Source organism: Thalassospira sp. A3_1, from assembly GCF_017744215.1.
Lineage (GTDB): Bacteria > Pseudomonadota > Alphaproteobacteria > Rhodospirillales > Thalassospiraceae > Thalassospira > Thalassospira lucentensis_A.
The window spans coordinates 188,804-214,539 of sequence record NZ_JAGHQQ010000001.1 but is presented as its reverse complement, the minus strand read 5'-3'; the positions used below and the strand labels follow the sequence as shown (position 1 = coordinate 214,539).

20 protein-coding genes are annotated in these 25,736 nt (G+C 57.0%); 17 read left to right on the top strand and 3 right to left on the bottom strand.

What is annotated here, in order from left to right; all coding sequences use genetic code 11:
- Positions 1-74 precede the first annotated feature (74 nt).
- Positions 75-986, top strand: coding sequence for a DMT family transporter (locus J7395_RS01000; RefSeq protein ID WP_062953268.1), 912 nt, complete (start codon positions 75-77; stop codon positions 984-986).
- Positions 987-1,068: 82 nt separating this feature from the next.
- Here the strand turns inward: J7395_RS01000 and J7395_RS00995 are convergent, their stop codons facing one another.
- Positions 1,069-1,905, bottom strand: a complete 837-nt coding sequence (locus tag J7395_RS00995) for a DUF2189 domain-containing protein (protein WP_209220253.1) — start codon at positions 1,903-1,905, stop codon at positions 1,069-1,071.
- A 395-nt stretch (positions 1,906-2,300) separates the two neighbouring features.
- Here J7395_RS00995 and J7395_RS00990 point away from each other — a divergent pair, with 395 nt between their 5' ends.
- From J7395_RS00990 to queG, 10 genes are all read left to right on the top strand, one after another.
- A complete protein-coding gene (locus tag J7395_RS00990) occupies positions 2,301-5,915 on the top strand; it encodes an AsmA family protein (RefSeq protein WP_209220252.1) in 3,615 nt (1,204 codons plus the stop codon).
- 169 nt (positions 5,916-6,084) lie between these two features.
- Positions 6,085-7,614 (top strand): inorganic phosphate transporter, encoded by a 1,530-nt coding sequence (locus tag J7395_RS00985; RefSeq protein WP_062953271.1) that lies wholly within the window; start codon positions 6,085-6,087, stop codon positions 7,612-7,614.
- A 262-nt stretch (positions 7,615-7,876) separates the two neighbouring features.
- The gene (locus J7395_RS00980; protein WP_097053119.1) at positions 7,877-8,422 is read left to right on the top strand and encodes a queuosine precursor transporter; all 546 of its coding nucleotides are present in this window, start codon (positions 7,877-7,879) and stop codon (positions 8,420-8,422) included.
- 125 nt (positions 8,423-8,547) lie between these two features.
- On the top strand, positions 8,548-9,603 hold the full coding sequence (queA, locus tag J7395_RS00975) for a tRNA preQ1(34) S-adenosylmethionine ribosyltransferase-isomerase QueA (RefSeq protein ID WP_209220251.1): 1,056 nt from the start codon (positions 8,548-8,550) through the stop codon (positions 9,601-9,603).
- Complete coding sequence (gene tgt, locus J7395_RS00970; protein WP_209220250.1) at positions 9,596-10,738, top strand: tRNA guanosine(34) transglycosylase Tgt; 1,143 nt, start codon at positions 9,596-9,598, stop codon at positions 10,736-10,738. The genes queA and tgt overlap by 8 nt, the downstream gene beginning before the upstream one ends.
- A 4-nt stretch (positions 10,739-10,742) precedes the next feature.
- Positions 10,743-11,210: a preQ(1) synthase gene (queF, locus tag J7395_RS00965; RefSeq protein WP_062958438.1), complete on the top strand. Its 468-nt coding sequence runs from the start codon at positions 10,743-10,745 to the stop codon at positions 11,208-11,210.
- Positions 11,211-11,412: 202 nt separating this feature from the next.
- Complete coding sequence (locus J7395_RS00960; protein ID WP_209220249.1) at positions 11,413-11,937, top strand: sigma-70 family RNA polymerase sigma factor; 525 nt, start codon at positions 11,413-11,415, stop codon at positions 11,935-11,937.
- A 139-nt stretch (positions 11,938-12,076) separates the two neighbouring features.
- On the top strand, positions 12,077-13,099 hold the full coding sequence (locus J7395_RS00955) for a FecR family protein (protein WP_209220248.1): 1,023 nt from the start codon (positions 12,077-12,079) through the stop codon (positions 13,097-13,099).
- Positions 13,100-13,280: 181 nt separating this feature from the next.
- A complete protein-coding gene (locus tag J7395_RS00950; protein ID WP_209220247.1) occupies positions 13,281-15,758 on the top strand; it encodes a TonB-dependent siderophore receptor in 2,478 nt (825 codons plus the stop codon).
- Between the two features lie 112 nt (positions 15,759-15,870).
- The gene (queG, locus tag J7395_RS00945; RefSeq protein ID WP_209220246.1) at positions 15,871-17,028 is read left to right on the top strand and encodes a tRNA epoxyqueuosine(34) reductase QueG; all 1,158 of its coding nucleotides are present in this window, start codon (positions 15,871-15,873) and stop codon (positions 17,026-17,028) included.
- Positions 17,029-17,039: 11 nt separating this feature from the next.
- On the opposite strand, the gene J7395_RS00940 is transcribed toward queG, so the two are convergent.
- Positions 17,040-17,816: a phosphodiesterase gene (locus J7395_RS00940; protein ID WP_209220245.1), complete on the bottom strand. Its 777-nt coding sequence runs from the start codon at positions 17,814-17,816 to the stop codon at positions 17,040-17,042.
- 78 nt (positions 17,817-17,894) lie between these two features.
- Between J7395_RS00940 and J7395_RS00935 the strand changes: the two genes are divergently transcribed.
- Genes J7395_RS00935 through asnB form a run of 3 tightly spaced genes read left to right on the top strand, consistent with a single transcriptional unit; the run spans position 17,895 to position 21,071 of the window.
- Positions 17,895-18,161, top strand: a complete 267-nt coding sequence (locus J7395_RS00935; protein WP_062958434.1) for a ribbon-helix-helix domain-containing protein — start codon at positions 17,895-17,897, stop codon at positions 18,159-18,161.
- A complete protein-coding gene (locus tag J7395_RS00930) occupies positions 18,154-19,131 on the top strand; it encodes an SDR family oxidoreductase (protein ID WP_209220244.1) in 978 nt (325 codons plus the stop codon). Before J7395_RS00935 ends, J7395_RS00930 begins: the two co-directional genes overlap by 8 nt.
- A 23-nt stretch (positions 19,132-19,154) precedes the next feature.
- Complete coding sequence (gene asnB / locus J7395_RS00925) at positions 19,155-21,071, top strand: asparagine synthase (glutamine-hydrolyzing) (protein WP_209220243.1); 1,917 nt, start codon at positions 19,155-19,157, stop codon at positions 21,069-21,071.
- Between the two features lie 130 nt (positions 21,072-21,201).
- Here asnB and J7395_RS00920 read toward each other — a convergent pair whose 3' ends face one another.
- Positions 21,202-22,296: a response regulator gene (locus J7395_RS00920; RefSeq protein WP_209220242.1), complete on the bottom strand. Its 1,095-nt coding sequence runs from the start codon at positions 22,294-22,296 to the stop codon at positions 21,202-21,204.
- Between the two features lie 276 nt (positions 22,297-22,572).
- On the opposite strand from J7395_RS00920, the gene J7395_RS00915 reads away from it, so the two are divergent.
- Genes J7395_RS00915 through J7395_RS00905 form a run of 3 tightly spaced genes read left to right on the top strand, consistent with a single transcriptional unit; the run spans position 22,573 to position 25,663 of the window.
- Positions 22,573-23,475, top strand: a complete 903-nt coding sequence (locus J7395_RS00915) for a MurR/RpiR family transcriptional regulator (RefSeq protein ID WP_209220241.1) — start codon at positions 22,573-22,575, stop codon at positions 23,473-23,475.
- Positions 23,472-24,833: an aspartate aminotransferase family protein gene (locus J7395_RS00910; protein WP_209220240.1), complete on the top strand. Its 1,362-nt coding sequence runs from the start codon at positions 23,472-23,474 to the stop codon at positions 24,831-24,833. Before J7395_RS00915 ends, J7395_RS00910 begins: the two co-directional genes overlap by 4 nt.
- On the top strand, positions 24,833-25,663 hold the full coding sequence (locus tag J7395_RS00905) for a 3-keto-5-aminohexanoate cleavage protein (RefSeq protein WP_209220239.1): 831 nt from the start codon (positions 24,833-24,835) through the stop codon (positions 25,661-25,663). Before J7395_RS00910 ends, J7395_RS00905 begins: the two co-directional genes overlap by 1 nt.
- Positions 25,664-25,736: the final 73 nt, after the last annotated feature.

Genomic DNA, 25,736 nt, shown 5'->3' with positions numbered 1-25,736 from the left:
GTGCTAGTTTGAACAAAATTGAAATTGCCCGCGCGCCCCACATATCTGCGCCGGCCGGAGGAAGGATCAAGATCATGAGCGCCACCTGGCTCAAACCTGTTTTATTGCTGATTGGTTCCGGAACGATGGGCGGCAGTTCCATCCTGCTTGCCAAAGTCGGTGTGCAGGAGGGTATTCCGGCACTGTCCTATCTGTTCTGGCAATGCCTTGGGGCCGGAGTGGTTCTGGGCATACTGTCGATTGGCCGGGGCGGTTTGCCGCCCCTGCGTGCGACCTATATCCGTTATTATTTTCTGGCCGGTCTGGTCAGCCTGGCTTTACCGATGGGGCTTGGCTATTTCATGGTGCCCTATATCGGGGCATCGATGGCCGGGGTCTTTACCGCATTGCCGCCATTGATGACCTATCTGATTTCGATGGGGATCGGGATTGAAACCGCGCAATTCAAACGCCTGATGGGGTTGATGGTCGGTTTCTGTGGTGTGCTGTTTTTATATGTGCCGCAGATCAGTGCGCCCGATAGCACCATTCTGGTTTATCTGCTGGTCGCGGCCCTAATCCCGGTAAGTCTGGCGATTGGCAATGTGTACCGGACGGTGGCATGGCCCAAGGGGGCGTCGCCCCTGACACTGGCATCGGGGATGATGCTGGCCAGTGCGATCCTGTGTCTTGTGTTTGAAACCGGTCGTGATCAGTTGCATGTGCCCGATTTCGGCAATGGCATGGCGTGGCTGATCATCGGGGTTCAGATGGCGGTCGCCAGCATGATGTATATCTGCCATTTCGAATTGCAGCGCGTGGCAGGCCCGGTTTTCCTGAGCCAGATCGGCTATGTCATGGCCCTGACCAGTCTTGCCGGTGGGACGTTGCTTCTGGGGGAAACACTGCGCCCGGAACTGATCGTGACGCTTGGTTGTGTGGTGGCGGGTACGTTCCTTGTGCGCCCGGCACGGCCAGCGGATCGGCGGGCATCGGCGACCAGTTAATCCGACCCGACAACATAAAACGCCGCCCATTTATCAATGGCGGCGTTTTGTTTGATGGTGAAGGTCAGGCGTTGTGGGCCAGTTACGGCACCACGCGCCGCAGGCGGCGGGCTTCGGCCTTTTCGGTATCGATCAGGCCGCGATAGGCATGCCAGCTTGAATAACCCAGAAGCGGCATCATGATCGCAAGACCCAGCAGGAAAACCACCATGCCGCACGCTGCCATGACGGCAATCATCGCGGCCCAGCCGGTCAGGACCCGCCAGTTTTTGCGGAATGCCGCAACGCTTGTGATCAATGCGGTAATCACATCAACATCGCGATCCACCAGAAGCGGGATTGATACCACCGTGATGGCAAACACCATCATCGCCAGCACCCCGCCAAGGATGGTGCCGGTAATCAGAAACGTGATGGCATCGCGCGAGAAAAAGGTTTCCCAGATCAGCACATCAAGGGACGGCACCGATCCGTTGTAAAATAGCGCGAATAACAGCATCGCGATGCGCGTCCATGCCAGGAAGAACAGCATCAGAATGACGCCAATCACGCCAAGCTGCCCGGGATTGCGCCGGAAGCCATTCAGGCTGTGCCACAGGGTGACATTTTCGCCCATTTCAAGGCGGCGGCTGGTTTCATAAAGGCCGACCGCGATGACCGGGGCTAGAAGCATGAAGCCAGCACCCAGCGGCAGGGTCAGATAGGGCTGACCCGATTGAAAGAGACTAAGCAGAATAAGGTAACCGGCAATAACGCAAAGCCCGCCATAGGCAAGGCCGATGGCCGGGGTGCGTTTGAAATCGCGCCAGCCTGCTTCAAGCCATTTGCCCGACTGGTCACTGGTGACTTCGCGGATCGCAATGCCTTGCGGAAGTCCGCTGACGGGACCCGTTGATTGTTCAATTGTCGTTTCGGACATCTGCATCCTCCCTGCACCTTATTGACAAAGGTGGCCGATACACAGACTCAAAATCCTGAAAGCTTGTTCTTTTTTGTTGATGATATCACTTCGAAAAACAATTGCCAGTGTTGGCTGTGTTGAATGTCATTAGATTTTCATATGAGTATTTACCGGTGGTTTTCCATAGGCCACGGCTTGATAGCAGGCGGTTTTGGTCACAAATACATATGTGAACCGGCAAAAGGGAAAAATCCGTACCGGATAAGCACGTAAACGGCATCATCAACCAACTTGTTGCCATTTTCTGTTGCGACGAGCGGTATGAGCCATATGCTGCTGGAATCAAATCATAACATTGCACTCTGCCGAGCCGTCGGTTTCCAGAGTGCCGAGCAAAAAGCGGAGCCGGACTGTTGAAAAAGATCCTTGCCGTGATTGGTGCCGTTCTGGTCGTGATCATCGCCGCCCTGTTGATCATTCCATCCCTGATCGACTGGAACGGTTACAAGCCACAAATCACCCAGGCAGTGCGTGAAGCAACCGGCCGCAATCTTGATATTCGCGGCGATCTTTCAATGTCTGTCCTGCCGTTCCCGGCTCTTTCGGTCGAGCAGGTGACACTCAGCAACCTGCCCGGCGCGCAGGACCCCGACATGGTATCGGTCGAGGAAGTCCGCGTTTCGGTGGCCCTGATGCCGCTTCTGACCGGCAATGTGCAGGTCACCGAAATCAGCCTGATCGATCCGGTGATTTCCATCGAGACGTTCGAGGATGGCAGCAACAATCTGGTATTTGATCCGGCACAGGCCACCCCAAGCGGCCCGGATGCCGGCACGATCACGACACCGCCATCCGCAACCCCGTCACCATCACCGGCACCCGAAGGCGATGCGGCAACACCCGAAGCGCAGCCGGGGGGCAGTGATGCCGGTTCATCCGATTTTGCCAGCACGATCCAGATTGACCGTCTTGAAATCGAAAATGCCACGATCCTGTATCACACGCCGGGCAGCACGGAGCGGATCGAGGGGCTGACCCTTGGCGTGTCGGCCGATAGCCTGAATGGCCCGGCCGAGGGCGAAGGTTATGTTTTCTATCGCGGGATTCCGCTGACATTTAATTTCAATGTCGGTCAGGTCAGCCAGACCGGACCGTTCCCGGTTGGCATGCAGATCGGCATCGACAAGGTTGATGGTGGCATCAATGTCAGCGGTCAGGTTGATCTTTCGGCGGAATATCCGGGCTTTAACGGCCAGATTGACGGCAAGTTCGATGATCTGCGTGAAGCCGCCCTTAGGATTGCTGGTGAGGGTGCCGATATCCCCGATATCGCGGCGAAGCCTTTCAATCTGGGCGGGCAGGTTGCGGCTAATGCCAAATCGGTTACGGTCAATGACCTGACGATCCGGTTTGGCGAAACCCGTGGATCGGGCGCGATTGCGATTGATCAGGATCCGAAAATGAAGGCCGATGTGGCGCTTCGTTTCAATCAGCTTGATCTCGATTCAATCCTTGTCCTGACCCATATGGGCGATGGTGCCGCCCCGGCAGGCGGTACGGACACGGGCACAGATGGCAATGGCGATGCCGCCCCGGCGAATGGCGGGAATGCAACAGGTGGCCAGTCGATCCCGTCGCAGGGTGGCAAAAAATCGGGTGCGGCCAATGGGCCGATGATCCCGGCCGATCTGACCGCGTCGATTGATTTTGAGGTTGAAACCCTGATCTATAACCAGACGCCGGTGCATAATGCGCGGATCAATGCCGCGATTGCCAATAGCAAGGTGACGCTGAACGAAGTTTCGGCGGGGCTTCCGGGCGGAACCGATTTCTCCGTCTTTGGCAGCATTTCGGGCGAGGGTCCGAAACCGAGTGCGGCCCTGTCCTATGAGGTGGCATCGGAAAATATTCGGGCGGTGGCGCGCTGGCTTGGGGCGGATGTCGATGGCATCCGTGCCGACCGTCTGCGCCGTTTCTCGTTGACCGGCGGGATCAAGGGAACACCCGACAAGCTTGATATTTCCGATCTGGATATGCGGATCGACGATACGGCCATTCGCGGGGCCATCGTCGCCAATCTGAGCGGCGAGGGATTGCCTGCCCTTGGCATCGGTCTGAAACTGGACCGGATCAATCTGGATCAGTATATCAGCGCGGCCCCGACGGACGCCAATGGTGATGCGGCGTCAGGTGCGACGGCGAGTGATCCGGCTGCGTCCGGTTCCGGCACGGCGTTGGGTGGTTCGGACAGTGCAGCCCCGTCTTCGGGACCGGCGGCGGGCGGCGATGCCATGGTCAAAACCATCAAGGATGCGTTGGCACCACTTGACGGGATTGCGGCCAATTATCGGCTGGCGGCGGATGAAATCATTTCATCGGGTGTGTCGATCAAGGGTATTTCCATTGATGGCAGCCTGACCGGTTCGCAGATCAAGCTGAATAATTTTGCGGTGGCGGATGCGGTCGGTCTGTCGGCAAGTGCCAGCGGGGTTTTCCGTGGCGATATTGCCGTTCCGGCATTCGAGGGGCTTAAGCTTAAGGTCACGGCCAAAACGCTGGAGCCAGTGGCGAAGCTGACGGGTATTACGCTTCCGGCACCGGCAAGCGAATATAAAAGTATTCAGGCCAATGTCGGGCTGAATGGTCCGGTGACCGGCCCGAACCTTGATCTTGATGTGTCCAACCCGTTGATGCAGGTGGCATTGAATGGGGTGTTGCAGGACCTGTTTGGCGCGACACCAGGCATTGACGGCAAACTTGCGATGCAGGCATCGAGCCTGAACCGTGTATTGCCGTTGGTGGCACCGACTTATGAACCGTCGGGCAATCTGGGGCGTCTGGTTCTGGATAGTACGGTCAAGGGCAATGCCAAGAATGTTGCGCTTGATATCGCGAAGTTCGGCATCGGTCCGTTTGAAACCAAGGGTGATGTCGATTTTGATGCCAGCGGCGAACAACCGAAACTTTCTGTTGCCCTTTCGGGCGGGACGCTGAATGTCGATCCGTTCGTGCCGGCCGCCAAACGCGCCGGTCTGATGCCGGAAGGCGGCAGTGGTCCGCGCCGTGCGGCATTCAATATGCCAACAGGCATGAAAGTCACGACGGTCGATGCCCGCGATGGCACGCCGTGGGATGACACGGTGATTGATGTATCGGCCCTGCGTTCGATTGATGCCGATGTTTCGCTGGCACTTGATCAGCTTGATTTCGATACCTACAGCCTTGTGAAGCCGGACCTTCAGGCGACGCTTGTGACCGGGCTTCTGACCATCGAGAAATTCACCGGCCTTCTGGGTGACGGGGATCTTTCGATTGATGGCACGTTTGATGCGCGCAATTCCGATACGCCGAAACTGGCGCTTAAAGGCAGCCTTGACAGCGCGGATATCGAAAAACTGGCCCCGATCCGGGTTGCCAATGACACGGTGATTGGCGGGGCGGCGACCAAGTTTGATGTGACCGCATCGGGCAATACATCGCGCAAGCTGGTCAGTGCGTTGAACGGGACGGCGAACCTTGTTCTCAATAATGTCCGGTTCAGCAATGCCGACAAGCGGTCGGAAGATCCGAAGCTGAACATTCAGGCATTGTTGCAGCAGGGACCGCAGGCGATGGTGGTTGAAGGGGTCGGTAACAACGATCTGGTTCAGAGCCTTGAAGCCGATATCGCCATCACCAACGGGATTGCCAAAACCACCCGTGTCGAAGCGGTATCGCGCGTGGGAACGGCGGACGCCGATGCGACCCTTGATCTGCCGAAATGGCAGATGGACACCCAGGCAGATTTCGATTTTTCCAAGAAAATCGAAGAATTGCCGCCATTCAGCGTTTACGCCAAGGGCAATATCAGCAACCCGGCAATTACCGGGCGCATGGACAAGGTTGCGATCAAGGTTCTGGATAATATCCTTGATAAGGCACTGGGCGGGAGTGGTTCATCCGATAGCGGGTCCTCAGGTTCGGGAAGTTCGGGCAAGGACGCGGCAAAGGATGTCCTGAAAGGGCTTTTGAACCAGTTCGGTCGGTGATTTTCTGACACGGCCCTAAACGACGAAACGGCCCTGCAATGCGGGGCCGTTTTGCTTTTGACGGGGGGCTTTGGGACATGGCTGTCATAAAAAGGCAAAAAAACCTTAACAAACCGGGTTTGCTTCGACATGATCCGCGCGTCGATTCCCTTTTTAGTAACGGTTGATCATGGTCGCAAAGAAAACCGCTCTGGATAAGGATCTCAAATGGCAGCGCCGCATGGATGCGGGTGTCGGTGAGACTGCTTCCCTGAGTGCGAAGCTCGGACTTGCGCTTGTCTTTCTTTTGGCGTGCAGCGCCTTTGTCGCCTTTCATATGGGTGGCTTGCCGCAAAGTGGATTCCTGATCGCCGCCGCGGTGATTGGCGGTTACATGGCGCTGAATATCGGCGCCAATGACGTGGCCAACAATGTGGGACCGGCGGTTGGTTCAAAGGCGCTGACCATGGTTGGCGCCCTTTTGATTGCAGCCGTGTTTGAAGCCGCCGGTGCGATTATCGCCGGTGGCGATGTTGTCGGCACGATCAAGAACGGCATTATCGACCCGACGCAGATGCCCGATGCGCAGACCTTTGTCTGGGCGATGATGGCGGCCCTTCTGGCAGCCGCCCTTTGGCTTAACCTTGCCACGTGGCTTGGTGCGCCGGTTTCGACCACCCATTCCATCGTCGGTGGGGTGATGGGGGCCGGTATGGCAGCCGTCGGCATTGGCGCGGTCAATTGGCCGACCATGGGCACGATTGCGGCAAGCTGGGTGATTTCGCCGGTTCTGGGCGGGGTGATTGCCGCCGGGTTCCTTGCCTTTATCAAGTTCAGAATTCTTTATACCGACAACCGTGTCGAGGCGGCCCGCAAATGGGTGCCGATCCTGGTCGGTGTGATGGTGTCGGCCTTTACCATGTATCTGATGATGAAGGGGATATCGAAGGTCTGGAAAACCGAGACCTGGCAGGTTGTTCTGATCGGCATTGGTGCGTTTTTCGTGACCCTTTTCCCGGTGCGCAAGGCGGTCCTGCGGGCATCGCGCAGCATGACCGGGCGGCGCAAGGAAATCGCATCGCTGTTTCGTATTCCGCTGATTGTGTCGGCAGCCCTTTTGTCATTCGCGCATGGGTCAAACGATGTGGCAAATGCCATCGGTCCGTTGGCCGCCATCGTTTCGGGTGTTGATAGCGGTCAGATCGTGACATCGGCCCCGATCCCGATCTGGGTGATGGTGATTGGTGCGATTGGTATTTCGGCGGGTCTGATCCTTTTCGGGCCGAAACTGATCAAGACGGTCGGATCGAAAATCACCAAGCTTGATCCGATCCGGGCCTATACCGTGGCTCTGTCGGCGGCATTGACGGTGATTGTGGCATCCGCCCTTGGCCTTCCGGTCAGTTCGACGCATATCGCGGTTGGGGCGGTGTTTGGCGTCGGGTTCCTGCGTGAAACGCTGAGCCATCGTCGCCGGGTCGATAATGCGCCGATGCTGGTTGGCGAAGATACCGAAACCGACGAACAGAAACAGCATATCGAAGCCCTGCGCCAGCTTGACCCGGCACAGGCCGAAAAGGCCGAGAAGAAACTGCGCAAGCGGTTGCTGGTGCGGCGGCGTTATGCGGTGACGATTGCGACCGCCTGGGTGATCACGGTTCCGGCCGGGGCGTTCCTTGGCGCGTTGCTGTTTTTCACCATTCGCGGGATCATGCTTTAATTCCGACGGAATTAAGCGCAGAATTGAAGTTTCGCGGCACGGTGCTCCTCCTTTTCCCCGGGGCAGCTTGCAGCGATCTGCAGCGGCGGTCAGGCTTTGGTCTGGCCGCCGTTTTTCCTTGACCCTGTGCGGTGGCAAGCGTAATTACCGAAAACATAATTTGAATCAAACCCGTGCCGAATCGTCGCCCAATCAAAGTGGGCCGCGAGATTTCCTATGCGTGCATTCTGCTTTTGGTCAGGATTTTGGTTAAGGAAAAACGATGAAAGCCATCATTATTGGCGTTCTGGCAATGGCCGTGACGGTTGTTGCATCGAACATTCTGGTTGAATATCCGCTGCCGGGCGTTTTGGCCGACTGGCTGACTTATGGCGCGTTTACCTATCCGGTGGCGTTTCTGGTTACCGATCTGACGAACCGCGCACGCGGGGCCAAGGCCGCACGCGTGGTCGTTCTGGCAGGCTTTGCGATTGCGGTTGTGTTGTCTTTGATCGTGGCGGACACGCGCATTGCCATTGCATCGGGCACGGCGTTTCTGATTGCGCAGATGCTCGACATTACGGTGTTTGACAAGCTGCGCCGGGCGACCTGGTGGAAAGCACCGCTGATATCATCGGGGATCGGGTCGGCTGTCGATACGGCCTTGTTCTTTTCCATCGCGTTCGTCGGTACCGGGCTTCCGTGGCACACATGGGCGATGGGCGATTTCGCGGCCAAGGTGATCATGGCGCTGACCTGTCTGGCACCGTTCCGTTTGCTGATGACGGTGGTGACCCCGCGTATGAAAGCGGCCCCTGCCCAAAGCTGATGGCGGGTTGATGCCAGGTGGATGCAGGGCTGATATTCCGACGCGATGCCTTGAGGTTTTGCAAAGAGGGGCGGTATAAAACGCCCCTCTGATTTTTTCTGATAATTGCAGGTTTTGTTTTTCCGATGAAAGTCGATCTGTTCGATTTCGATCTGCCGCGTGAGTGCATTGCCGAACATCCGGCCAATCCGCGTGACAGTGCCCGTATGCTTGATCTGACGGGCGGGGAAACGCATGACCGCATCGTTCGCGAACTGCCCGATATCCTGCAGCCCGGTGATCTTCTAATTTCCAATGATACCCGCGTGATCCCGGCCCGCCTTTTTGGCAAGCGCGGGGATGCAGGCATTGAAGTGACCCTGCACAAGCAGGAAGGTCTTGCACAATGGCGCGCCTTTGCCAAACCGGCCAAGAAGCTGCGCGTTGGCGAAACCTTCAGGGTCGCCGATGATTTCGAAGCCGAGGTCATGGAAAAGAAAGACGGCGGCGAGGTGTTGCTGCGGTTTAACGTTGCCGGGGCCGATCTGATTGCCGCCCTTGAAAAATATGGCGTGATGCCGTTGCCGCCCTATATCCGGCGCGACAAGGGCGGGGATGATCAGGACAGATCGGATTATCAGACGATTTTCGCCCAGCATGACGGTGCGGTGGCCGCCCCGACGGCGGGTTTGCATTTTACCCCGGAATTGCTGGCAGCGATTGATGCGCGCGGTATTGAGCGCCGCACGATCACGCTTCATGTCGGGGCGGGCACGTTTTTGCCGGTCAAGGTCGATGATACCGACGATCATAAGATGCATGCCGAATGGGGCAGCATATCGCCGGAGATCGCCAACCTGATCAACGAAACACGCGCCAGGGGCGGGCGGGTGATTGCGGTGGGGACGACGTCGCTTCGGCTGCTTGAAAGTGCGGCGCGCGAAGACGGGGTGGTTGAACCGTTCGAGAACGAAACCGACATCTTTATCACGCCGGGCTATAAATTCCGGGCGGTTGATATGCTGCTGACCAACTTCCATCTGCCGCGATCAACACTTTTCATGCTGGTATCGGCCTTTGCCGGGTTTGATCGCATGAAGGCGGCATATGGCCACGCGATTGAACACAAGTACCGTTTCTATTCCTATGGCGATTGCAGCCTGCTTGAATGCGCCAGCAAGATTGAAAAAGCTGATGACTGAATTCCGTTATGAACTTCTGGCGACCGACGGCAAGGCCCGTCTTGGCCGCATTCATACCGCCCACGGCGTGATCGATACCCCGGCCTTCATGCCGGTCGGCACGGCTGCGACGGTCAAGGGCATGCTGCCGGAAAATGTCGCCGATACCGGCGCGCAAATCCTGCTTGGCAATACATACCATTTGATGCTGCGCCCCGGTGCGGAGCGCATTGCACGCCTTGGCGGTTTGCACAAATTCATGAATTGGGACAAGCCGATCCTGACCGATAGCGGCGGGTATCAGGTGATGTCACTGTCCAAACTGCGCAAGATTACCGAAGATGGTGTTACGTTCAAAAGCCATATCGACGGGCGCAAATTTGCGCTGTCGCCGGAACGGTCGATGGAAATCCAGCATCTGCTGGGATCGACCATCACCATGGCGTTTGACGAATGCACCCCGTTCCCGGCGACCGAGCAGCAGGCCGCAGATTCCATGCGCATGTCGATGCGTTGGGCAAAACGGTCCAAGGATGCGTTTGTCGAACGTGACGGCTATGCGCTTTATGGCATTCAGCAGGGCAGTGTTTTTGAGAACCTGCGGCGCGAAAGTTCCGAAAAACTGGCCGAGCTTGACCTTCCGGGCCATTCGGTGGGCGGTCTTGCGGTTGGCGAGGGCCAGCAGATCATGTTCGATACGCTTGATTTCTGTGTCGATATGCTGCCGGCCAACAAGCCCCGTTACCTGATGGGGGTTGGCAAGCCATCGGACCTTGTCGGTGCGGTGATGCGAGGGATTGACCAGTTTGATTGCGTTTTGCCGACCCGGTCGGGTCGCAATGCGCAGGCCTTTACCCATCGTGGGACGCTGAACCTTAAAAACGGTCGTCATCGCGATGATGACCGTCCGCTTGACGATCAGTGCAATTGCCCGGCCTGCACGAAATATTCGCGCGCCTATCTGCATCACCTGATCAAGGCAGGCGAGATTTTGGGGGCGGTTCTGCTGACGTGGCATAACCTTGCCTATTATCAGGATCTGATGCGCGGCATGCGCGACGCCATTGCCCAGCGCCGCATGGAACAGTTCGCCCGTGATTTTTACGCCGGGCAGGAAGGCGGGGACATTGATCCCGTGCCGATCATCGAGGATTAATCACATGGCCGATCAAACCATTTACGACAACCTGACCATGCTGGGCGGTACCACCGAACAGCCCGCCAGCCCGGATGAAGCAGTCCTTGAACGGGTGCAGAACCCGCAGGCAGGAACGGATTACTGTGTTCGGTTTGTCGCACCGGAATTCACATCGCTTTGCCCGATCACCGGTCAGCCGGATTTTGCCCATCTGGTGATTGATTATGTGCCGGGAGACTGGCTGGTGGAAAGCAAGTCGCTGAAGCTGTTTCTGACGTCGTTTCGCAATCATGGCTCGTTCCACGAGGATTGCACGGTCAAGGTCGGCAAACGGATTGCCGATATGATTGATCCGAAATGGCTGCGCATTGGTGGCTACTGGTATCCGCGCGGCGGCATTCCGATTGACGTGTTTTACCAGACCGGCCCGGCACCCGAAGGGGTGTGGATCCCCGATCAGGGGGTGGCGCCCTATCGCGGGCGTGGCTAGTAGCTAGCCCCACCGGAGCTGGTGTAAATTCAAAGGCTGCGATCGGGAAACCGGTGGCAGCCTTTTGTTTTGGGGCATTACCGGTATGTATAGTTATTAACAATGCGAATTATTCTCATTGTTTTGTGTTATGGTTCTTGCTAATACACGGGCGGAACAGGGGAACCTGTATCATTTGGCAACGGCATGTTTGGGCAAGACCATGGCGCGCAACAGCGCATCGGTTCTGATCGCAAGCTTTCAGGAAAATTACGAACAGCTTTTCCGGTTTCTGACCCGAAAGCTGGGCGGGGATCATGAACGCGCAGCCGATGTCGTGCAGGATACCTATGTGCGGCTTGCCGATACACCCGATCAGGGGGACGTGATCGAAAATCCGCGTGCCTATGTCTATCGGGTTGCCGGGAACCTTGCGATTGACGGGATCAGGCGGGAAAAACGCATCACCGCCCATCACGACATGGACGAGGATACCGACGCGATCCACGATCCCAAACCCGGCCCAGAAAATATCATTCTGGATCGCGAACAGATTTTACTGCTTGATAAAGCATTGGAAAAACTGCCAGAAAAGCCACGAATGGCGTTGCTGATGTTTCGGGTTGATGGTTTGTCGCACAGTGAAATTGCCAGTCGCCTTGGTGTATCGAACAGCATGGTGGCGAAATATATTGTGCGCGCGCTGCAACATTGCCGCGACGAGCTTTTGCGCGAGGGCAAAAAATAATGACGGAAATCATTGTGGATTTGCCCCTGCCCAAACGTCTTAACAGTAAGGGCCCGATAGCCGGGGCCGGACAGAACCATTTTCGGGGTATCGGGTTTTGAAGACCGGGCATTCGGATCCGCAGTCAACAGACAGGCCAGTGGCGACTGATTTTGGCGATCAGGCGATCGAGTGGCTTGTGATGCTGCAATCAGGCGATGCCACGGCGCGCGATCATGCGGCCTTTGCCGACTGGTGCGCGCAAAGCCCGGATCATGCCCGTGCCGCGGCAGAGGCCCGAAGCCTTTTTGCCGCCGTCGGTCAAACCGAAGCCGCGCAGCAATGGCAGGAAAATCCCGATATCCGGCACGAGATCGGCAGTTTCCAGTCACCCGCGCCGGGGACCGCAACACCCCGCAGGCAACTTACGCTACAACCGGCACAAAGCAGGGTATCCGGCCCCCGGCCCGGACGCCTTGTCATTGCCGGGGCAATGGTCTGTGCCTTGATGTTGGCGGTGTTTGGTGGGGTGGAAGCAACCGGGCCCATCGCGCGCTGGACATCGGATTACAGTACCGCTATCGGGCAGCAGCGGGTGGTGATGCTTGCCGATGGGTCGGTTGCGCATATGAATACCGCATCAGCCTTTTCGGTTGATTTTTCCGGCCCGCGCCGCGAAATCCGCCTTGCAGCGGGCGAAGTGATTTTTGACGTGGCAAAGGATGTCGATCATCCGTTTGTCGTTTCCGCCAATGGTGGGGCGGCACGCGCGGTTGGCACGGTTTACGGGGTTCGGCTTGACGGTAACGCGGCGAATGTCACCGTGCGCGAAGGCATTGTCGAAGTCACCAGTGGTGATAGTGAACCGGTGCGGATCACCGTCGGGCAGCAGGTGCGTTATGATGGCAATGGCGGGCTGAAAAAGATCACGGATGCCGATCTCGCCGCCTATGGCAGCTGGCAGCGCGGCAAGCTGATTTTCAATCAGCGCACCCTTTCGGATGTGATGGAAGAACTGCAACGCTATCAGCCGGGGAAAATCGTTGTGGCGCGGGATGCGTTGCGCGGGCTTAAGGTTACGGGGGTGTTTGAAACCGCCGACCTTGATGCGATTTTCGCCTCCATCGAACAGACGACGTCGGCGCGTGTCACCCGGTTGCCGCTCCTGACCGTCATCTATTGATCTTCTGCGGGCGGCCAAATCCCCGGTTTTTTGGCCTTTTTCCTGTCTCTATCCGGCTTCGGAAAATTTTTGAATTTTTTACTGCAAATCACGTTAGCCGGTTTCGTCTCAGAAATAACAGCGAATGATTTCGGTTCTTAATTTCATTCGCATTGGGGTTTCTGACGAAAAGGCTTATGGAATGAATACAAACGTTTGTGTGGTCCGGCAAAAGGTGCTGATGGGCTGGAAACGCCGTCTTGTGGTAACCACGGTGATTTCCGGCATCACGGCCATCGCACCGTTTTATGCGATGGCCGCCGATATTGCGCCATCGCGGGACAATGCCGAAATCGCACAGGCGAGCGTGATTGATTTCAGCATCCCGGCACAGGACCTTGACCGGGCCCTGACCAGCCTTGCCGATCAGGCCGGTGTGCGTCTGTTCTTTCCGTCCGGCGGAATTTCCGGGGTTCAGGCATCCGCTGTTCAGGGGGAAATGACGGTTGATCAGGCACTGGGGCAGCTTCTGAGTGGCACGGGTTACACCTGGCGCTTTACCGAGGATAACACGGTCACGATTGAACAGATTGCCGCCAGTGGTGAAACGGTTCTTGATCCTGTCCGGGTCGAAGCCAATGCGGTCACCGAAACCGCCGATGGCCCGGTGGACGGGTATGTCGCGACCCAGTCGCGTGCAGCAACCAAAACCGGAACGCCGATCCTTGAAACACCGCAAAGCATTAGCGTGGTGACCAAGGAGCAGATGGAAGATCAGGGATCGCAGACTGTGATGCAGGCGATGCGCTATACGCCCGGTGCCTTTACCGGACAGGTCGGTGCATCAAACCGGTACGATTATATTATCCTGCGTGGTCTGGTGGATCGCAGCATCGATAATATCTATCTCGATGGCCTGAAAACCATGAGCGATGATTCGACCTATAGCTCGATGCAGATCGATCCCTATTTCGTCGAACGTGCCGATGTGGTCAAAGGCCCGGCATCGGTTCTCTATGGTCGCAGTTCGCCCGGTGGTCTGGTGGCATTATCAAGCAAGAAGCCGCAATTCGAACAGCAGGGCGAAGTCGAACTTTCCTATGGCAGCCGTAATCAGCGCGGGGTCGGTTTTGATTTCACCGGTCCGCTGGACGAGGCGGGCAAGCTTGCCTATCGCGTTGTCGGCAAGGCAGATGCATCCGACACCCAGTTCGAAGGCACCGAAGAAGAACGTTATGCCATTGCCCCGTCACTGACAGCCAATATCAGCGATGATACACGCCTGACACTGTCGGGTTATTTCCAGAAAGACCCGGAAGGTGGCACGCATAATGGGCTTCCGTCCGAAGGCACGCTTTTCCTGCGTAACGGCCAGTATATCTCAAACACTTTCTTTGACGGTGATCCGGCATTGGAAAGTTTCGAGCGCACCCAGAATATGGTTGGTTACGAGTTTGAACACGATTTTGACGATACATGGACGGTGCGTCAGAATTTCCGTTTCCTTGATGCCGATGTGCATCTTGATCAGATCTATCAGACGGGCTGGAGCGGCACCTCAAACGAATTGACCCGTACCTATGGCGGTGGGGATGAAAGCCTTCGGGCCTTTACGGTGGATAACCAGGCCGAAGCCAATTTTGCCACGGGCGACATCGATCACACGGTTCTGATGGGCTTTGACTATCAGGATCGTAAAAGTGAAAACGAATGGCTGTTTACCGGGGCATCGAACATCAATGCATTCAATCCGGTCTATGGTAGCCCCGGGGTTGCTTTGGGAACAATCACCAACAGCAACAGCCGGTCCCTTGAACAGGCCGGGCTTTATGCCGAGGATCAGCTGGCCTATGAAAACTGGCGTTTCTCGCTGGGACTACGGCAGGATTGGCTGGAAACCAGCAACCTGAACCGTTTGACCAATGTTGAACAGGGCGAAGACCGCAGCAAGCTGACCAAACGCGGTGGTGTGCTTTATCTGTTTGATAACGGCATCGCGCCCTATTTCAATTATTCGGAATCCTTCAATCCCAGCCTGTCGAGTGACGCATCCGGCAAACCGCTGGAACCGACCGAAGGCACGCAGTATGAAGTCGGCATAAAGTTCCAGCCTGAAGGCAGCAGAACGATGCTGAGTGCTGCGGCATTCCATATCGAACAGGAAAACGTTGCGGTTTATAACAATCTGACGACGGCATGGGAGCCGGTTGGAACGATTGAATCCCAAGGCATTGAGCTTGAGGCGCGGACCGAACTGACCGACAATCTCAGCGTGCTGGCCGGTTACACTTATACCGACGCGTCGTTTGATGCGCCGGGTTCGGTCAAGGATGGCAATCGCCCGCAGCAGGTGCCGGAACATATGGTGTCGCTTTGGGGGCATTACCGCTTTGATCAGGGGGCGCTTGACGGGCTCGGTATCGGGGCGGGTATCCGCTATGTCGGTGAAACTGCCGCGAACGAGGCGAACACCCTTATGGTTCCGGACTACACACTGGTTGATGTCGTGCTGAACTATGATCTAGCACAGGTTGGCATGAACAATGCCGATTTCCGGCTGAACGTGAACAACCTGATGGATGAGGAATATGTCGCATCCTGCCTGATCACGCAGTGGTCGGATAACTGCTATTATGGCGAGGAACGCACAATTCTGGCGACGTTACGCTATCGCTTCTGATTTCGCCCAGTGTCGATTTAAAGGCCGCAGCCATATGCTGCGGCCTTTTGCGTTTCGGTGACAAACCTATATAAGGCAGCACAGAGAGAGAAAACGACCCAGATGTTTTGCCATGACGGTTTGTGCTGCGATAACCCTTGAAAGCCTTCAGACCAAAGCCCGTGAAATCGGCTTTGATGTCTGTGGCGTGGCGCGCCCGCAGATTGACGAACGCAATCAGGCGCGGCTCGATGAATTTGTCGCCGCCGCCGAATATGGCACCATGGACTGGATGAACGACCCGGAACGGCTGCCGCGTCGTCGCGACCCGAAAATGCTGTGGCCGGATGTCAAATCCGTCATTGTTCTGGGTTCCAACTATGGCCCGGCGGAAAATCCCTTAACCCTTCTGGATCATCCGGACCGGGCGATGATTTCGGTCTATGCCAGAAATCGCGATTATCACGATCTGATCAAGAAACGCCTGAAACAGCTTGCGCGCTGGATGATAGAAACGGCGCAGAAATCCGGGGCAGGTGGCGAACAGGTCAAGGTATTTGTCGATACCGCACCGGTGCTGGAAAAACCGCTGGGGCAGTCGGCCGGGATTGGCTGGCAGGGGAAACATACCAATCTTGTTTCGCGCGACTATGGCAGCTGGCTGTTTCTGGGCGAGGTTTTCACGACCCTTGAATTTGATCTGGCAGCGCCTGAAATCGATCATTGCGGGTCCTGTTCAAAATGCCTTTCGGCCTGTCCGACCGATGCGTTTCCCGGCCCCTACAAACTGGATGCGCGCAAATGCATTTCGTATCTGACGATCGAGCATGACGGCTTGATCCCGCCCCAGTTTCGAAGGGCGATGGGGAACCGGATTTATGGCTGCGACGATTGTCTGGCGGTGTGTCCGTGGAACAAGTTTGCCAGCCGGACGCAGGAAATGGCCTTTATCCCGCGCGCCGAACTGACAGCGCCAAGGCTTGCCGATTTCCTTGATCTTGATGACGAGACATTTCGCAGTTTCTTTACCGGATCGCCGATCAAGCGGATCGGGCGGGCAAAGTTCCTGCGCAATGTCCTGACGGCGGTGGGCAATAGCGGGGCGGTCAATCTTGTTCCGCGTGTCGAAAGCCTTTTGACCGATGAAAGCCCGCTTGTGCGCGGATCTGCCGTCTGGGCGCTGTCGCAATTGATGGATGACAGCGGGTTTGACACCCTGCGATCCCGTCATGAACGCATGGAAAGCGATCCGGCGGTGTTGGCGGAATGGGCGCGTTCGGCATCCTTCTAGGCGTCCTGACCTTAATCGAACGGCACCGTTTCATAGTGATAGCGCACATTGCCCGACGGATCGGTCAGCACGATACCGAACATCGGCTTTAACGGGGCGCGTTCAACCAGTTCTTCTTCCTTTTCATGACGCATGTCGAGAGGTTCGCCCTTCTGGCTGCTGCCACCGACATTGAACGGAATACCCTGCCAGATGCCGTTGCCGGGACGGTGGAGGTGGCCAAGGAAGATATGTCTGATCTGCGGATTGTCCTTGAGGATGGCGGCCAGTTCGGCGTCCGCATCCATCCGGATCGAATCAAGGAACGGCAGGCCCATATCAAGCGGCGGGTGATGCATGAACAGAAAGGTCGGCAGATCGCGATGGCTGGCAAGTTCGCGTTTCAGCCAGTCGAGCCGGGCGTCGCACAATGTACCGTGATGGGCATCGGGCACGATGGTATCAAGCATCACAAACCGCAACCCGCCAAAGCTGTGCGCGTGATTGATAAAGCCGTTTTCATCGCGCGGCACATCGGGGAAGGCGGCCAGCATCGGTTCGCGGATATCGTGGTTGCCCGGGATCATGATAAACGGCATGGCAAGGGTCGCGAACAGTTCGACCGCATGGTCATATTGTTCGGGGCGGCCATGATGGGTGATGTCGCCGGTAATCACGCAGATCGCGGCATCGGCATGATATTCGTTGATTTCGGCAATGACGGCACGCAGCGTTTCACCAGAATGCGGCGGACGCGAAAGATCATCATGGGCCAGCAGATGCGTATCTGAAAGATGTATGAATTTCATAGGGATGCCTTATCATGATCGGGTGACGCCACCGGCATGATGATCGAGTTGCCGAGGATTGGGAAGATATACAGGCCGATGAGCAGCGACGTTCGCAAAAGATCTGTGACAATTGCCGGACACCGGACGAGTTTCTCGCTTGAAGATGCGTTCTGGTCCGAACTTCAGGGCATCGCCACACGGCGCGACATGGCCATTGCCGAACTGGTGGCCGAGGTTGACGAAGGCCGCGACGGCAACCTTTCAAGTGCCCTGCGGTTATATGTGCTGGCGGATTTGCAGGGGCGGCTGAATTCGTCAGACGGTGCAGGATCATCCGAAACAGGGGATATGGAGAATGAGTGAACCGGTACGGGTTGCCGTGACGGGTGCCAATGGCTTTGTCGGGCAGGCGGTTTGCAAGGCGCTGTTGGCGAAGGGATACAGGGTACGCGCATTGTTGCGCCGCGCGGATGCCTTGGCGCGGCCTGTCGATGGTGTGGCAATCGATAGCCGGGTTGTTGGCGATATCAATGCGACAACCGATTGGAAAGATCATCTGAAAGATGTGCAGGCGGTTATTCATCTGGCCGCGCGCGTGCATGTCATGAATGACCAGTCCGATGATCCGCTGGCGGCATTTCGCGCGGTCAATGTTGACGGGACGGCGGGCCTTGCACGGGCGGCACATGGACAGGGTGTTAAGCGGCTGATTTTCATGAGTTCGATCAAGGTGAACGGCGAGGCGACGACAAACCGGGCCTTTGATGAAAGCAGTCCGGCGGCACCGGAAGACCCGTATGGGCAGTCCAAGGCCGAGGCGGAACAGATGCTGCGCGACATTGCTGCGCAAACCGGTCTGGAAGTCACCATTTTGCGGCCGCCTTTGGTGTATGGGCCAAATGTCGGGGCGAATTTTGCGGCACTGACGAAGCTGGTCCGTCGGGGAATGCCGTTGCCCTTGGGCGCGATCGACAATCACCGTTCCCTTGTGCATGTCGATAATCTGGCGGATGCCTGTGTGACGGCGGTGGCACATGCCGGGGCGGCAAATCAGACCTTCCTTGTTTCGGACGGGGTTGATCATTCGATTGGCCAGATGATCCGCCTGCTGGCAGAGGGAATGGGAAAAAAACCGGTTTTGCTGCCGGTACCCGAAGGGGTTCTGGCCCTGCTGGGGCGTATCACCGGCAAAAGCGCGCAGGTTTCGCGTTTGACGGGCTCGTTGCAAATCGACAGTCGCGCCATTCGCCGAACGCTGGACTGGCAGCCGCCTGTGGATGCGCATGAAGGATTGCGCAGCACCGGCGCGTGGTTTGGCAAACAGGGAAGCTAGATCTTCATAAGGGGGGGAGCCTTATGTGCGGATTGGCGGGGGCGACGGGGAGTGCTGAGCGTCAGCGCGTTCTGGCAGCGCTGCATGCGCTTTCCCATCGAGGACCTGATGATGAAGGGTGCTGGTCTGATCGGGCGGGTGCTGTAACGCTTGGCGTGCGTCGGCTGATCACAACCGATCCGGGGATGGCGGCAAACCAGCCCCTGATTTCGTCCGATGGCCGGTTTGTGTTGGCGTTTAATGGTTATGTCGCGGGGCATCGGCGGCTGATTTCTGGACTGCGTGACCAAGGACAGCAGGTTGAATGCGACAGTGATGCCGCGCTGGTTCTGGCGGTTCTTGGCAATGCCCTACGTGATGATGCTGATGCTGCCAAAGCACTTGCCGATCTTTCCGGGCAGTATGCCTTTGCGCTTTGGGATTGCGCATTGCGCCAGCTTTGGCTTGGGCGTGATCCGGTCGGGATAAAGCCGCTTTATTTTTCCGAATATGGCAGCGGGAACGTGGCGTTTGCGTCCGAGGTCGCAGCCCTGCGTTGCATCGTACCGGCCATGCCGGACCAGAATGTTTTTCCGCATTATCTTGCCCATCTGTTTGTGCCTGCACCGGCGACCGGCTTTGCCGATATCCGGCAGTTAAGGCCGGGGGAACTGATCTGCTGGCAGGATGGCAAGATTGATAGCCGGATGATCCGGCCAGCCACTTGCCACCGATCTGACGGCGAAGACGCAGTTGCCGATCTGCGCCGGGCCATTCGCCAGTCGGTGGCGGATGCGATGGATGCGGACCGTAATGTTGGCATGCTTTTGTCCGGTGGAATGGATAGTGGTGCGATTGCCGCGATGGCCTGTGATGTCGCGCGTGAACGCGGGCAAAAGCCGCCGCCGGGATTTGTCATGCAATTTGACAATGCCGAGATGGATGAAACACCACGGGCGGGGCAGTTGGCAAAGCATCTGGGCATGGAGTTGCACATTGTTGCGGCACCTGACAGACCAGAGGAAATTCTGGCGCATTTGAATGATGGTCTTAGGGGGTTTGGGTCGCCTTTTGGCAATCCATCGGTTGTTTTGGCGCAGGCGCTTGGTTCGGAGGTGTCAAGGCATGTGCCGATCTGCCTGGCCGGGGATGGAGGGGATGAGCTGTTTGGCGGTTATCCGCGCTATCGGGCGGCGGGGATGTTACGATACTGGCATCATGTACCGGACGTTATCCGCAGTCTGATCGCCGGACGTATTGCCGATGTCTTGCCACGCGGAATGACCAGATTTGTTCGGGGTGGGCAGGGGCGTTCGGCAGGCGCGTTTGATCACTGGAATGATCGTTGCGCGTTGGTCGAACTTGGTGCGCGGTTATCGGTGCCCGCGGATTTGCCCGGCGATTTGTGCGACCGGATGATGGCGTTTGACCGCCGGGTGACATTGCCGGGCAATCAGCTTGCCATGTCGGATAGATGCGGCATGGCGTACGGGCTGGAATACCGGGTGCCGTTGCTTGGTCATGAGGTGATGGCAATTGCCGGGCGTGTTTCGCCACGGGAGCATCTGCGTGGCGGGGCGAAGTCGCTGTTGCGTGCGGCCATTGCGCCGATGATGCCGGATGGTTACCTGAGCGCAGCTAAAGTCGGGTTCAATCCGCCAGTATCGGACTGGCTGGCAAAACTTGGTGGCCTTTTGTGGGGGCGCGAGGCCCGGATTATCGAGATGCTGTTTGCCGATCTGCCAATAATGGATCGCACGCGGCAGGATTACTGGCGCAGGGCAACACGGCATGGCGCGCAGGATATGGCGCTTGGCCTTTGGGCGTTACTCGTCTGGCGGATTTGGCAGACGCATCTTGCAACGGATCGCAGGGCAGAGATCAAGTATGCAAAAGGCAGCGTGGATGGATCGATAAAGGCGGCTGTTCAAGCAGAAACGTTGCCCGAGGCAGCGATATGAAAATCGTGCATTTGATTTGGGCTTGGGCTTCGGCTTGGGGCTCAGTCCTTAATGCTGCCTCTGCCTTAAGCTTAACCTCGGCCTCTGTAAGAGGTGTGGCCGGGGTGGCGAGTGTCGTCGTGAAGGCAGGTTATTGGGTTCTTTGCGGACTGCCCCAGCCGCGTGAACGGCGATAAAGGTTAAGTGCTGTCAGGGCCGTCGGTGCGAGTTGCACGACCTGGCGTGACAGGGCGAGAATGCGGCCTTCGTCGATATCGTTTTCTTCAAAGAAATTCTGCGTCGTTTCGCAAAGGTCGGAAAGCTGGCGCAGGCCAAAGGTGCCCGACGTGCTTTTAAGCACATGGACCTCGTCGCGCACGGTTGCGAGATCGTCGCTTGAAAGGGCGTTATCGATCTTGACCAGACGGGTCTGGGTTTCATTGATGAAAAGATCAATGCCGCAAGACGCCCCTTCGTCCCCGGCATCGGCATAAAGCTGTTCCAGCGTGCGGATATCAAGAACCGGGCTTGCAGGCGGGTCAAGCCGTTCCGGGCGGCTGAGGCGCGCGCCTTTGGAACGCAGCACGGGCGGCGGTGACAGTCGCGCGGTTGGCGTCGCACCGTCCGGGGATCGGCTGATGAGGTCGCGAATTGTATCAAGAAGCTTGGTCCGCTGGATCGGCTTGTTGATGAATTCGTCCACGCCGGACTGACGCGCAATCACGTTCCAGTCGCGCGACTGGTGGGCGGAAAGGGCGATGATCGGGGTCTGGGCGACCGGGCCCTGCATGTGACGGATGCGGCGCGTTGTATGCAGGCCATCCATATCGGGCATTTCGACATCCATCAGGATCAGATCAGCAGTAACCCCACGGCGCAGCATGTTCAGAACCGTCTGGCCGTTGGTGGCCTCGACAATACCATATCCTTCGGCCTGCAGGATGCGTCGTGCGACCATCCGGTTGCTTTCGCTGTCATCGGCGATGATGACGGTACCGATTTTGGAATCATTGGCCGATGCTGGCAGCTCAATCGGGTGGGTGAGCTTTGCCTGCGGTTTGACAAAGCAGACGGAAATCATTCCGCCATCGGCAAGCTCGGTCTCGGAAAACAGCAGGTCTTCTTCGGCGACGCCGGTAATCAGCTGTTCCCATGCGGGGTTCGCATAGATAATTCGTTCATTACTGTCAAAAAGGGCGATGCCCGCAGTTGTCTGCGCCAGTGCATCGATCAGCTGATTATTCATTGGCCACCTTATCGATTCGGTGCCCAGTCCCGTATCGCGGGTATAGTTTTGTATCTTTATATGAAACGGGAACGTTTCATCCGCGAAGCCGGTATTGTTACATTTTTTTCTTATAAGTCCATGTTTTTTACCATTCCCGGCACGCAATACCGTTTTATCGATGAAACAGTTCTCGAAACAAATGTTTCATGAAAATATCAATATGAAACATTTGTTGTAAAATCCGCGCTGCTGTGGCGTAGTTTTTCGATCAATTGACCACAGGAACGCAGGAAAATGGGTGTTTACACCGATTTGCGCGAAAAGCTGATTTCGGACTATGCAATGCTGAGCCCGCAGATGCAGAAGGCGGCGCGCCATATCCTTGATCATCCCAATGATGTTGCCCTGCGATCGATGCGCGCGCTTGCGCGGGCGGCCAATGTCCCGCCCAGCACGGTCACGCGCCTGATGGCGGCCATCGGGGTCGATACCTGGCAGCAGTTCCGTGACAGTTACCAGAACCGGTTGCTTGACCTGCCGGCAAGTTACGCGCACCGGGCCCGCGCGCTGCAAAACAGCGAAGCCGATATCCATCGTGATACGCATCTGCTTGAAGACATCGCGCAGGCCGAGATTGCCAATATCGGTCAGGCATTCGGCCCGGAAATGTGTGAACGCATGAAGGACGCCTGCGAACATATCGCGCGCGCCCGTCAGGTTTTTGTTGTCGGACGCGGGGCGGCGTATCCGGCGGCCTATCAGTTTGCCTATGCCTATCGTCTGTTTAACGACAATGTCGTTCTGGTGGATGGGCGTTCGGGCGCATTTGGCGATCAGTTGCGGGGCATTGGCCGGCGCGACATCCTGATTGCGGTGGGGGCACGGCCCTATATCCGCGATACGGTGCGCGCGGTCGAGTTTGCGCGCAATCAGCATTGCCCGGTGATTGCGGTCTGCGATTCAGATGTGGCGCCGATTGCAATGGATGCGGTGACCAAGCTGGTCGTGTCCGACAGATCGCCGTCCTTCTTTCAAAGTTTTACCGCCAGTGTTTCGGTCATGCAGGCGCTTGTGGCGCTTCTGGTCGCGCGCGGCGGGCAAAAGGCACTGCAACGGATTGCCGCGGCAGAAGAACAACTTGCGGCTTTTGACACCTATTATGACGAAGCCGACCCCACACGGAATTCCAGATCATGACACAGCCCCACAGCAAGCCCGAAACCTATGTCCTCCATCGCAGCAGTGTCGCGACCCCGCCGCGCGCGGTGCGGGGCGAAGGCATTTATATCTTTGATCAGAACGGCAAAAGTTATCTTGATGCCTGCGGGGGGGCTGCGGTTTCGTGCCTTGGCCATTCCGATCCGGCGGTGCGTGCCGCCATGCATGCCCAGATTGATCAGATCGCCTATGCGCATTCGGGCTTTTTCTCGTCCGATGCGATGGAAGAACTGGCTGAAGACCTTGTCACTCATGCCCCCGAAGGCATTGCCAAGGCATATTTCGTTTCGGGCGGGTCCGAGGCAACCGAGGCCGCCCTTAAAATGGCGCGGCAGTATTTTCTGGAAATCGGGCAGCCGGACCGGAAATACGTGATTGCGCGTCGCCAGTCCTATCACGGTAATACGCTGGGCGCGCTTTCGGTTGGCGGCAATATGTGGCGTCGCAAACAGTTCGAGCCACTGCTGATCACCGCAAGCCATATCGCACCCTGTTATCAGTATCGCGACCAGTTGCCGGGCGAAAGTGACGAGGCATATGGTTTACGGGTTGCCAACGAACTTGAAACCGCGATCCTTGAACTGGGGGCAGATAGCGTTGCCGCCTTTGTCGCCGAACCGGTTGTCGGCGCGACATCGGGTGCGGTTGCACCAGTGCCGGGATACTTCAAACGCATCCGCGAGATTTGCGATCAGTATGGTGTATTGCTGATCCTGGACGAGGTCATGTGCGGCATGGGGCGAACCGGCACCCTGCATGCGATTGAACAGGAAGGTGTTGCCGGCGATTTGCAGACCATCGCCAAGGGACTTGGTGCGGGATATCAACCGATTGGTGCCATTCTGGTGTCCAAGAAGATTGATGATGCGATTGCCAATGGATCGGGTTTCTTCCAGCACGGCCATACCTATCAGGGGCATGCAACCGCCTGTGCGGCGGCACTTGCAACCCAGCGGACCATTCGCGAACGCGACCTTCTGGCCAATGTCGTCAAGCAGGGCGAATTGCTGGCCGATGGGCTGCGCGAACGGTTCGGGCAGCACCCGTTTGTCGGCGACATTCGGGGTCGGGGACTGTTCCGCGGTGTTGAACTTGTCGCGGATCGCGAAACCAAGGACCCGTTTGATCCGTCGCGCAAGATCAACGCCAAAATCAAGAAGGCGGCCTTTGCCCGCGGATTGATGGCATATCCGATGGGCGGCACGATTGATGGCGTGCGGGGCGACCATGTGCTGTTTGCACCGCCCTTTATCGTGACCGAGGATGATGTTGCGAAGATTGTCGATCTGTTTGAATTGGCGATAAATGATGTCTTTGCCGCCGAGGGACTTTCGTAATGTCGTATGGCGATACCCCGTTTCTGATTGCATCGGCCCCCAATGGTGCCCGCAAGACCAAGGCCGATCTGCCCAATATTCCGATAACCCCGGCCGAACTGGCCAAGGAAGCCGCCAACTGCAAGGCCGCCGGGGCGGCAATGATGCATCTGCATGTGCGCGATGACGATCAGAAGCACAGCATTGATGTGGGGCGTTATCGTGAAATGCTGACCGAGGTCAGGGCCAGTGTCGGGGATGACATGCTGCTTCAGGTCACGAGCGAGGCGGTCGGCATGTATAGCGCGCAGGACCAGATGGCGATGATTCGCGGGCTTGTGCCCGAGGCCGTTTCAATCGCGGTTCGCGAAATTGCGCCGGAAAATGCCGAACTGAACGAACTGCGCGATTTCTTTGCCTTCATGCGCGAGGCAAATATCCTGCCGCAATTCATCCTGTATGCACCAGAGGACGTGACCCGGTTCAACCAGCTTGTCCATGATGGCGTCATTCCCGGTGAAAAGCTGCCGGTTCTTTATGTTCTGGGCCGTTACACCACCGGACAGGTGTCCGATCCCAAAGACCTCTTGCCGTATCTTGGGGTGTCGCCCTTTGTGTCGGAATGGATGTTGTGCGCGTTCGGGGCGCATGAAAATGCCTGTGCGCTGACGGCTGCCGGATTGGGTGGGCATGCGCGTATTGGGTTCGAAAATAATCATCTTTTGGTTGACCGTTCCCGTGCGGTCGATAATGCTGCTTTGATCGTTCAGGCGCGCGAAGGTGCGCATCTCATGGGTCGTAGTGTTGCGACCGGCGATCAGGCGCGAAAGATCATGCAACCGCAGTGGTAACCTGCGGCACGCCAATGAAAACAGACTGGTTACTTTTGTAAAAGTATCAGGGGGTTTCGGGGTTATAGGGTTT

Bases quoted from the DNA above. Each gene is read 5' to 3' on its own strand.
- queA (WP_209220251.1), top strand. From the start codon at position 8,548: ATGAAAGTCGATCTGTTCGATTTCGATCTGCCGCGTGAGTGCATTGCC.
- J7395_RS00930 (WP_209220244.1), top strand. From the start codon at position 18,154: ATGAGTGAACCGGTACGGGTTGCCGTGACGGGTGCCAATGGCTTTGTC.
- J7395_RS00940 (WP_209220245.1), bottom strand. From the start codon at position 17,816: ATGAAATTCATACATCTTTCAGATACGCATCTGCTGGCCCATGATGAT.
- J7395_RS00935 (WP_062958434.1), top strand. From the start codon at position 17,895: ATGAGCAGCGACGTTCGCAAAAGATCTGTGACAATTGCCGGACACCGG.
- J7395_RS01000 (WP_062953268.1), top strand. From the start codon at position 75: ATGAGCGCCACCTGGCTCAAACCTGTTTTATTGCTGATTGGTTCCGGA.
- J7395_RS00920 (WP_209220242.1), bottom strand. From the start codon at position 22,296: ATGAATAATCAGCTGATCGATGCACTGGCGCAGACAACTGCGGGCATC.
- queF (WP_062958438.1), top strand. From the start codon at position 10,743: ATGGCCGATCAAACCATTTACGACAACCTGACCATGCTGGGCGGTACC.
- J7395_RS00985 (WP_062953271.1), top strand. From the start codon at position 6,085: ATGGTCGCAAAGAAAACCGCTCTGGATAAGGATCTCAAATGGCAGCGC.
- J7395_RS00960 (WP_209220249.1), top strand. From the start codon at position 11,413: ATGGCGCGCAACAGCGCATCGGTTCTGATCGCAAGCTTTCAGGAAAAT.
- J7395_RS00950 (WP_209220247.1), top strand. From the start codon at position 13,281: ATGAATACAAACGTTTGTGTGGTCCGGCAAAAGGTGCTGATGGGCTGG.
- J7395_RS00995 (WP_209220253.1), bottom strand. From the start codon at position 1,905: ATGTCCGAAACGACAATTGAACAATCAACGGGTCCCGTCAGCGGACTT.
- queG (WP_209220246.1), top strand. From the start codon at position 15,871: ATGACGGTTTGTGCTGCGATAACCCTTGAAAGCCTTCAGACCAAAGCC.
- asnB (WP_209220243.1), top strand. From the start codon at position 19,155: ATGTGCGGATTGGCGGGGGCGACGGGGAGTGCTGAGCGTCAGCGCGTT.
- tgt (WP_209220250.1), top strand. From the start codon at position 9,596: ATGACTGAATTCCGTTATGAACTTCTGGCGACCGACGGCAAGGCCCGT.
- J7395_RS00980 (WP_097053119.1), top strand. From the start codon at position 7,877: ATGAAAGCCATCATTATTGGCGTTCTGGCAATGGCCGTGACGGTTGTT.
- J7395_RS00905 (WP_209220239.1), top strand. From the start codon at position 24,833: ATGTCGTATGGCGATACCCCGTTTCTGATTGCATCGGCCCCCAATGGT.
- J7395_RS00915 (WP_209220241.1), top strand. From the start codon at position 22,573: ATGGGTGTTTACACCGATTTGCGCGAAAAGCTGATTTCGGACTATGCA.
- J7395_RS00910 (WP_209220240.1), top strand. From the start codon at position 23,472: ATGACACAGCCCCACAGCAAGCCCGAAACCTATGTCCTCCATCGCAGC.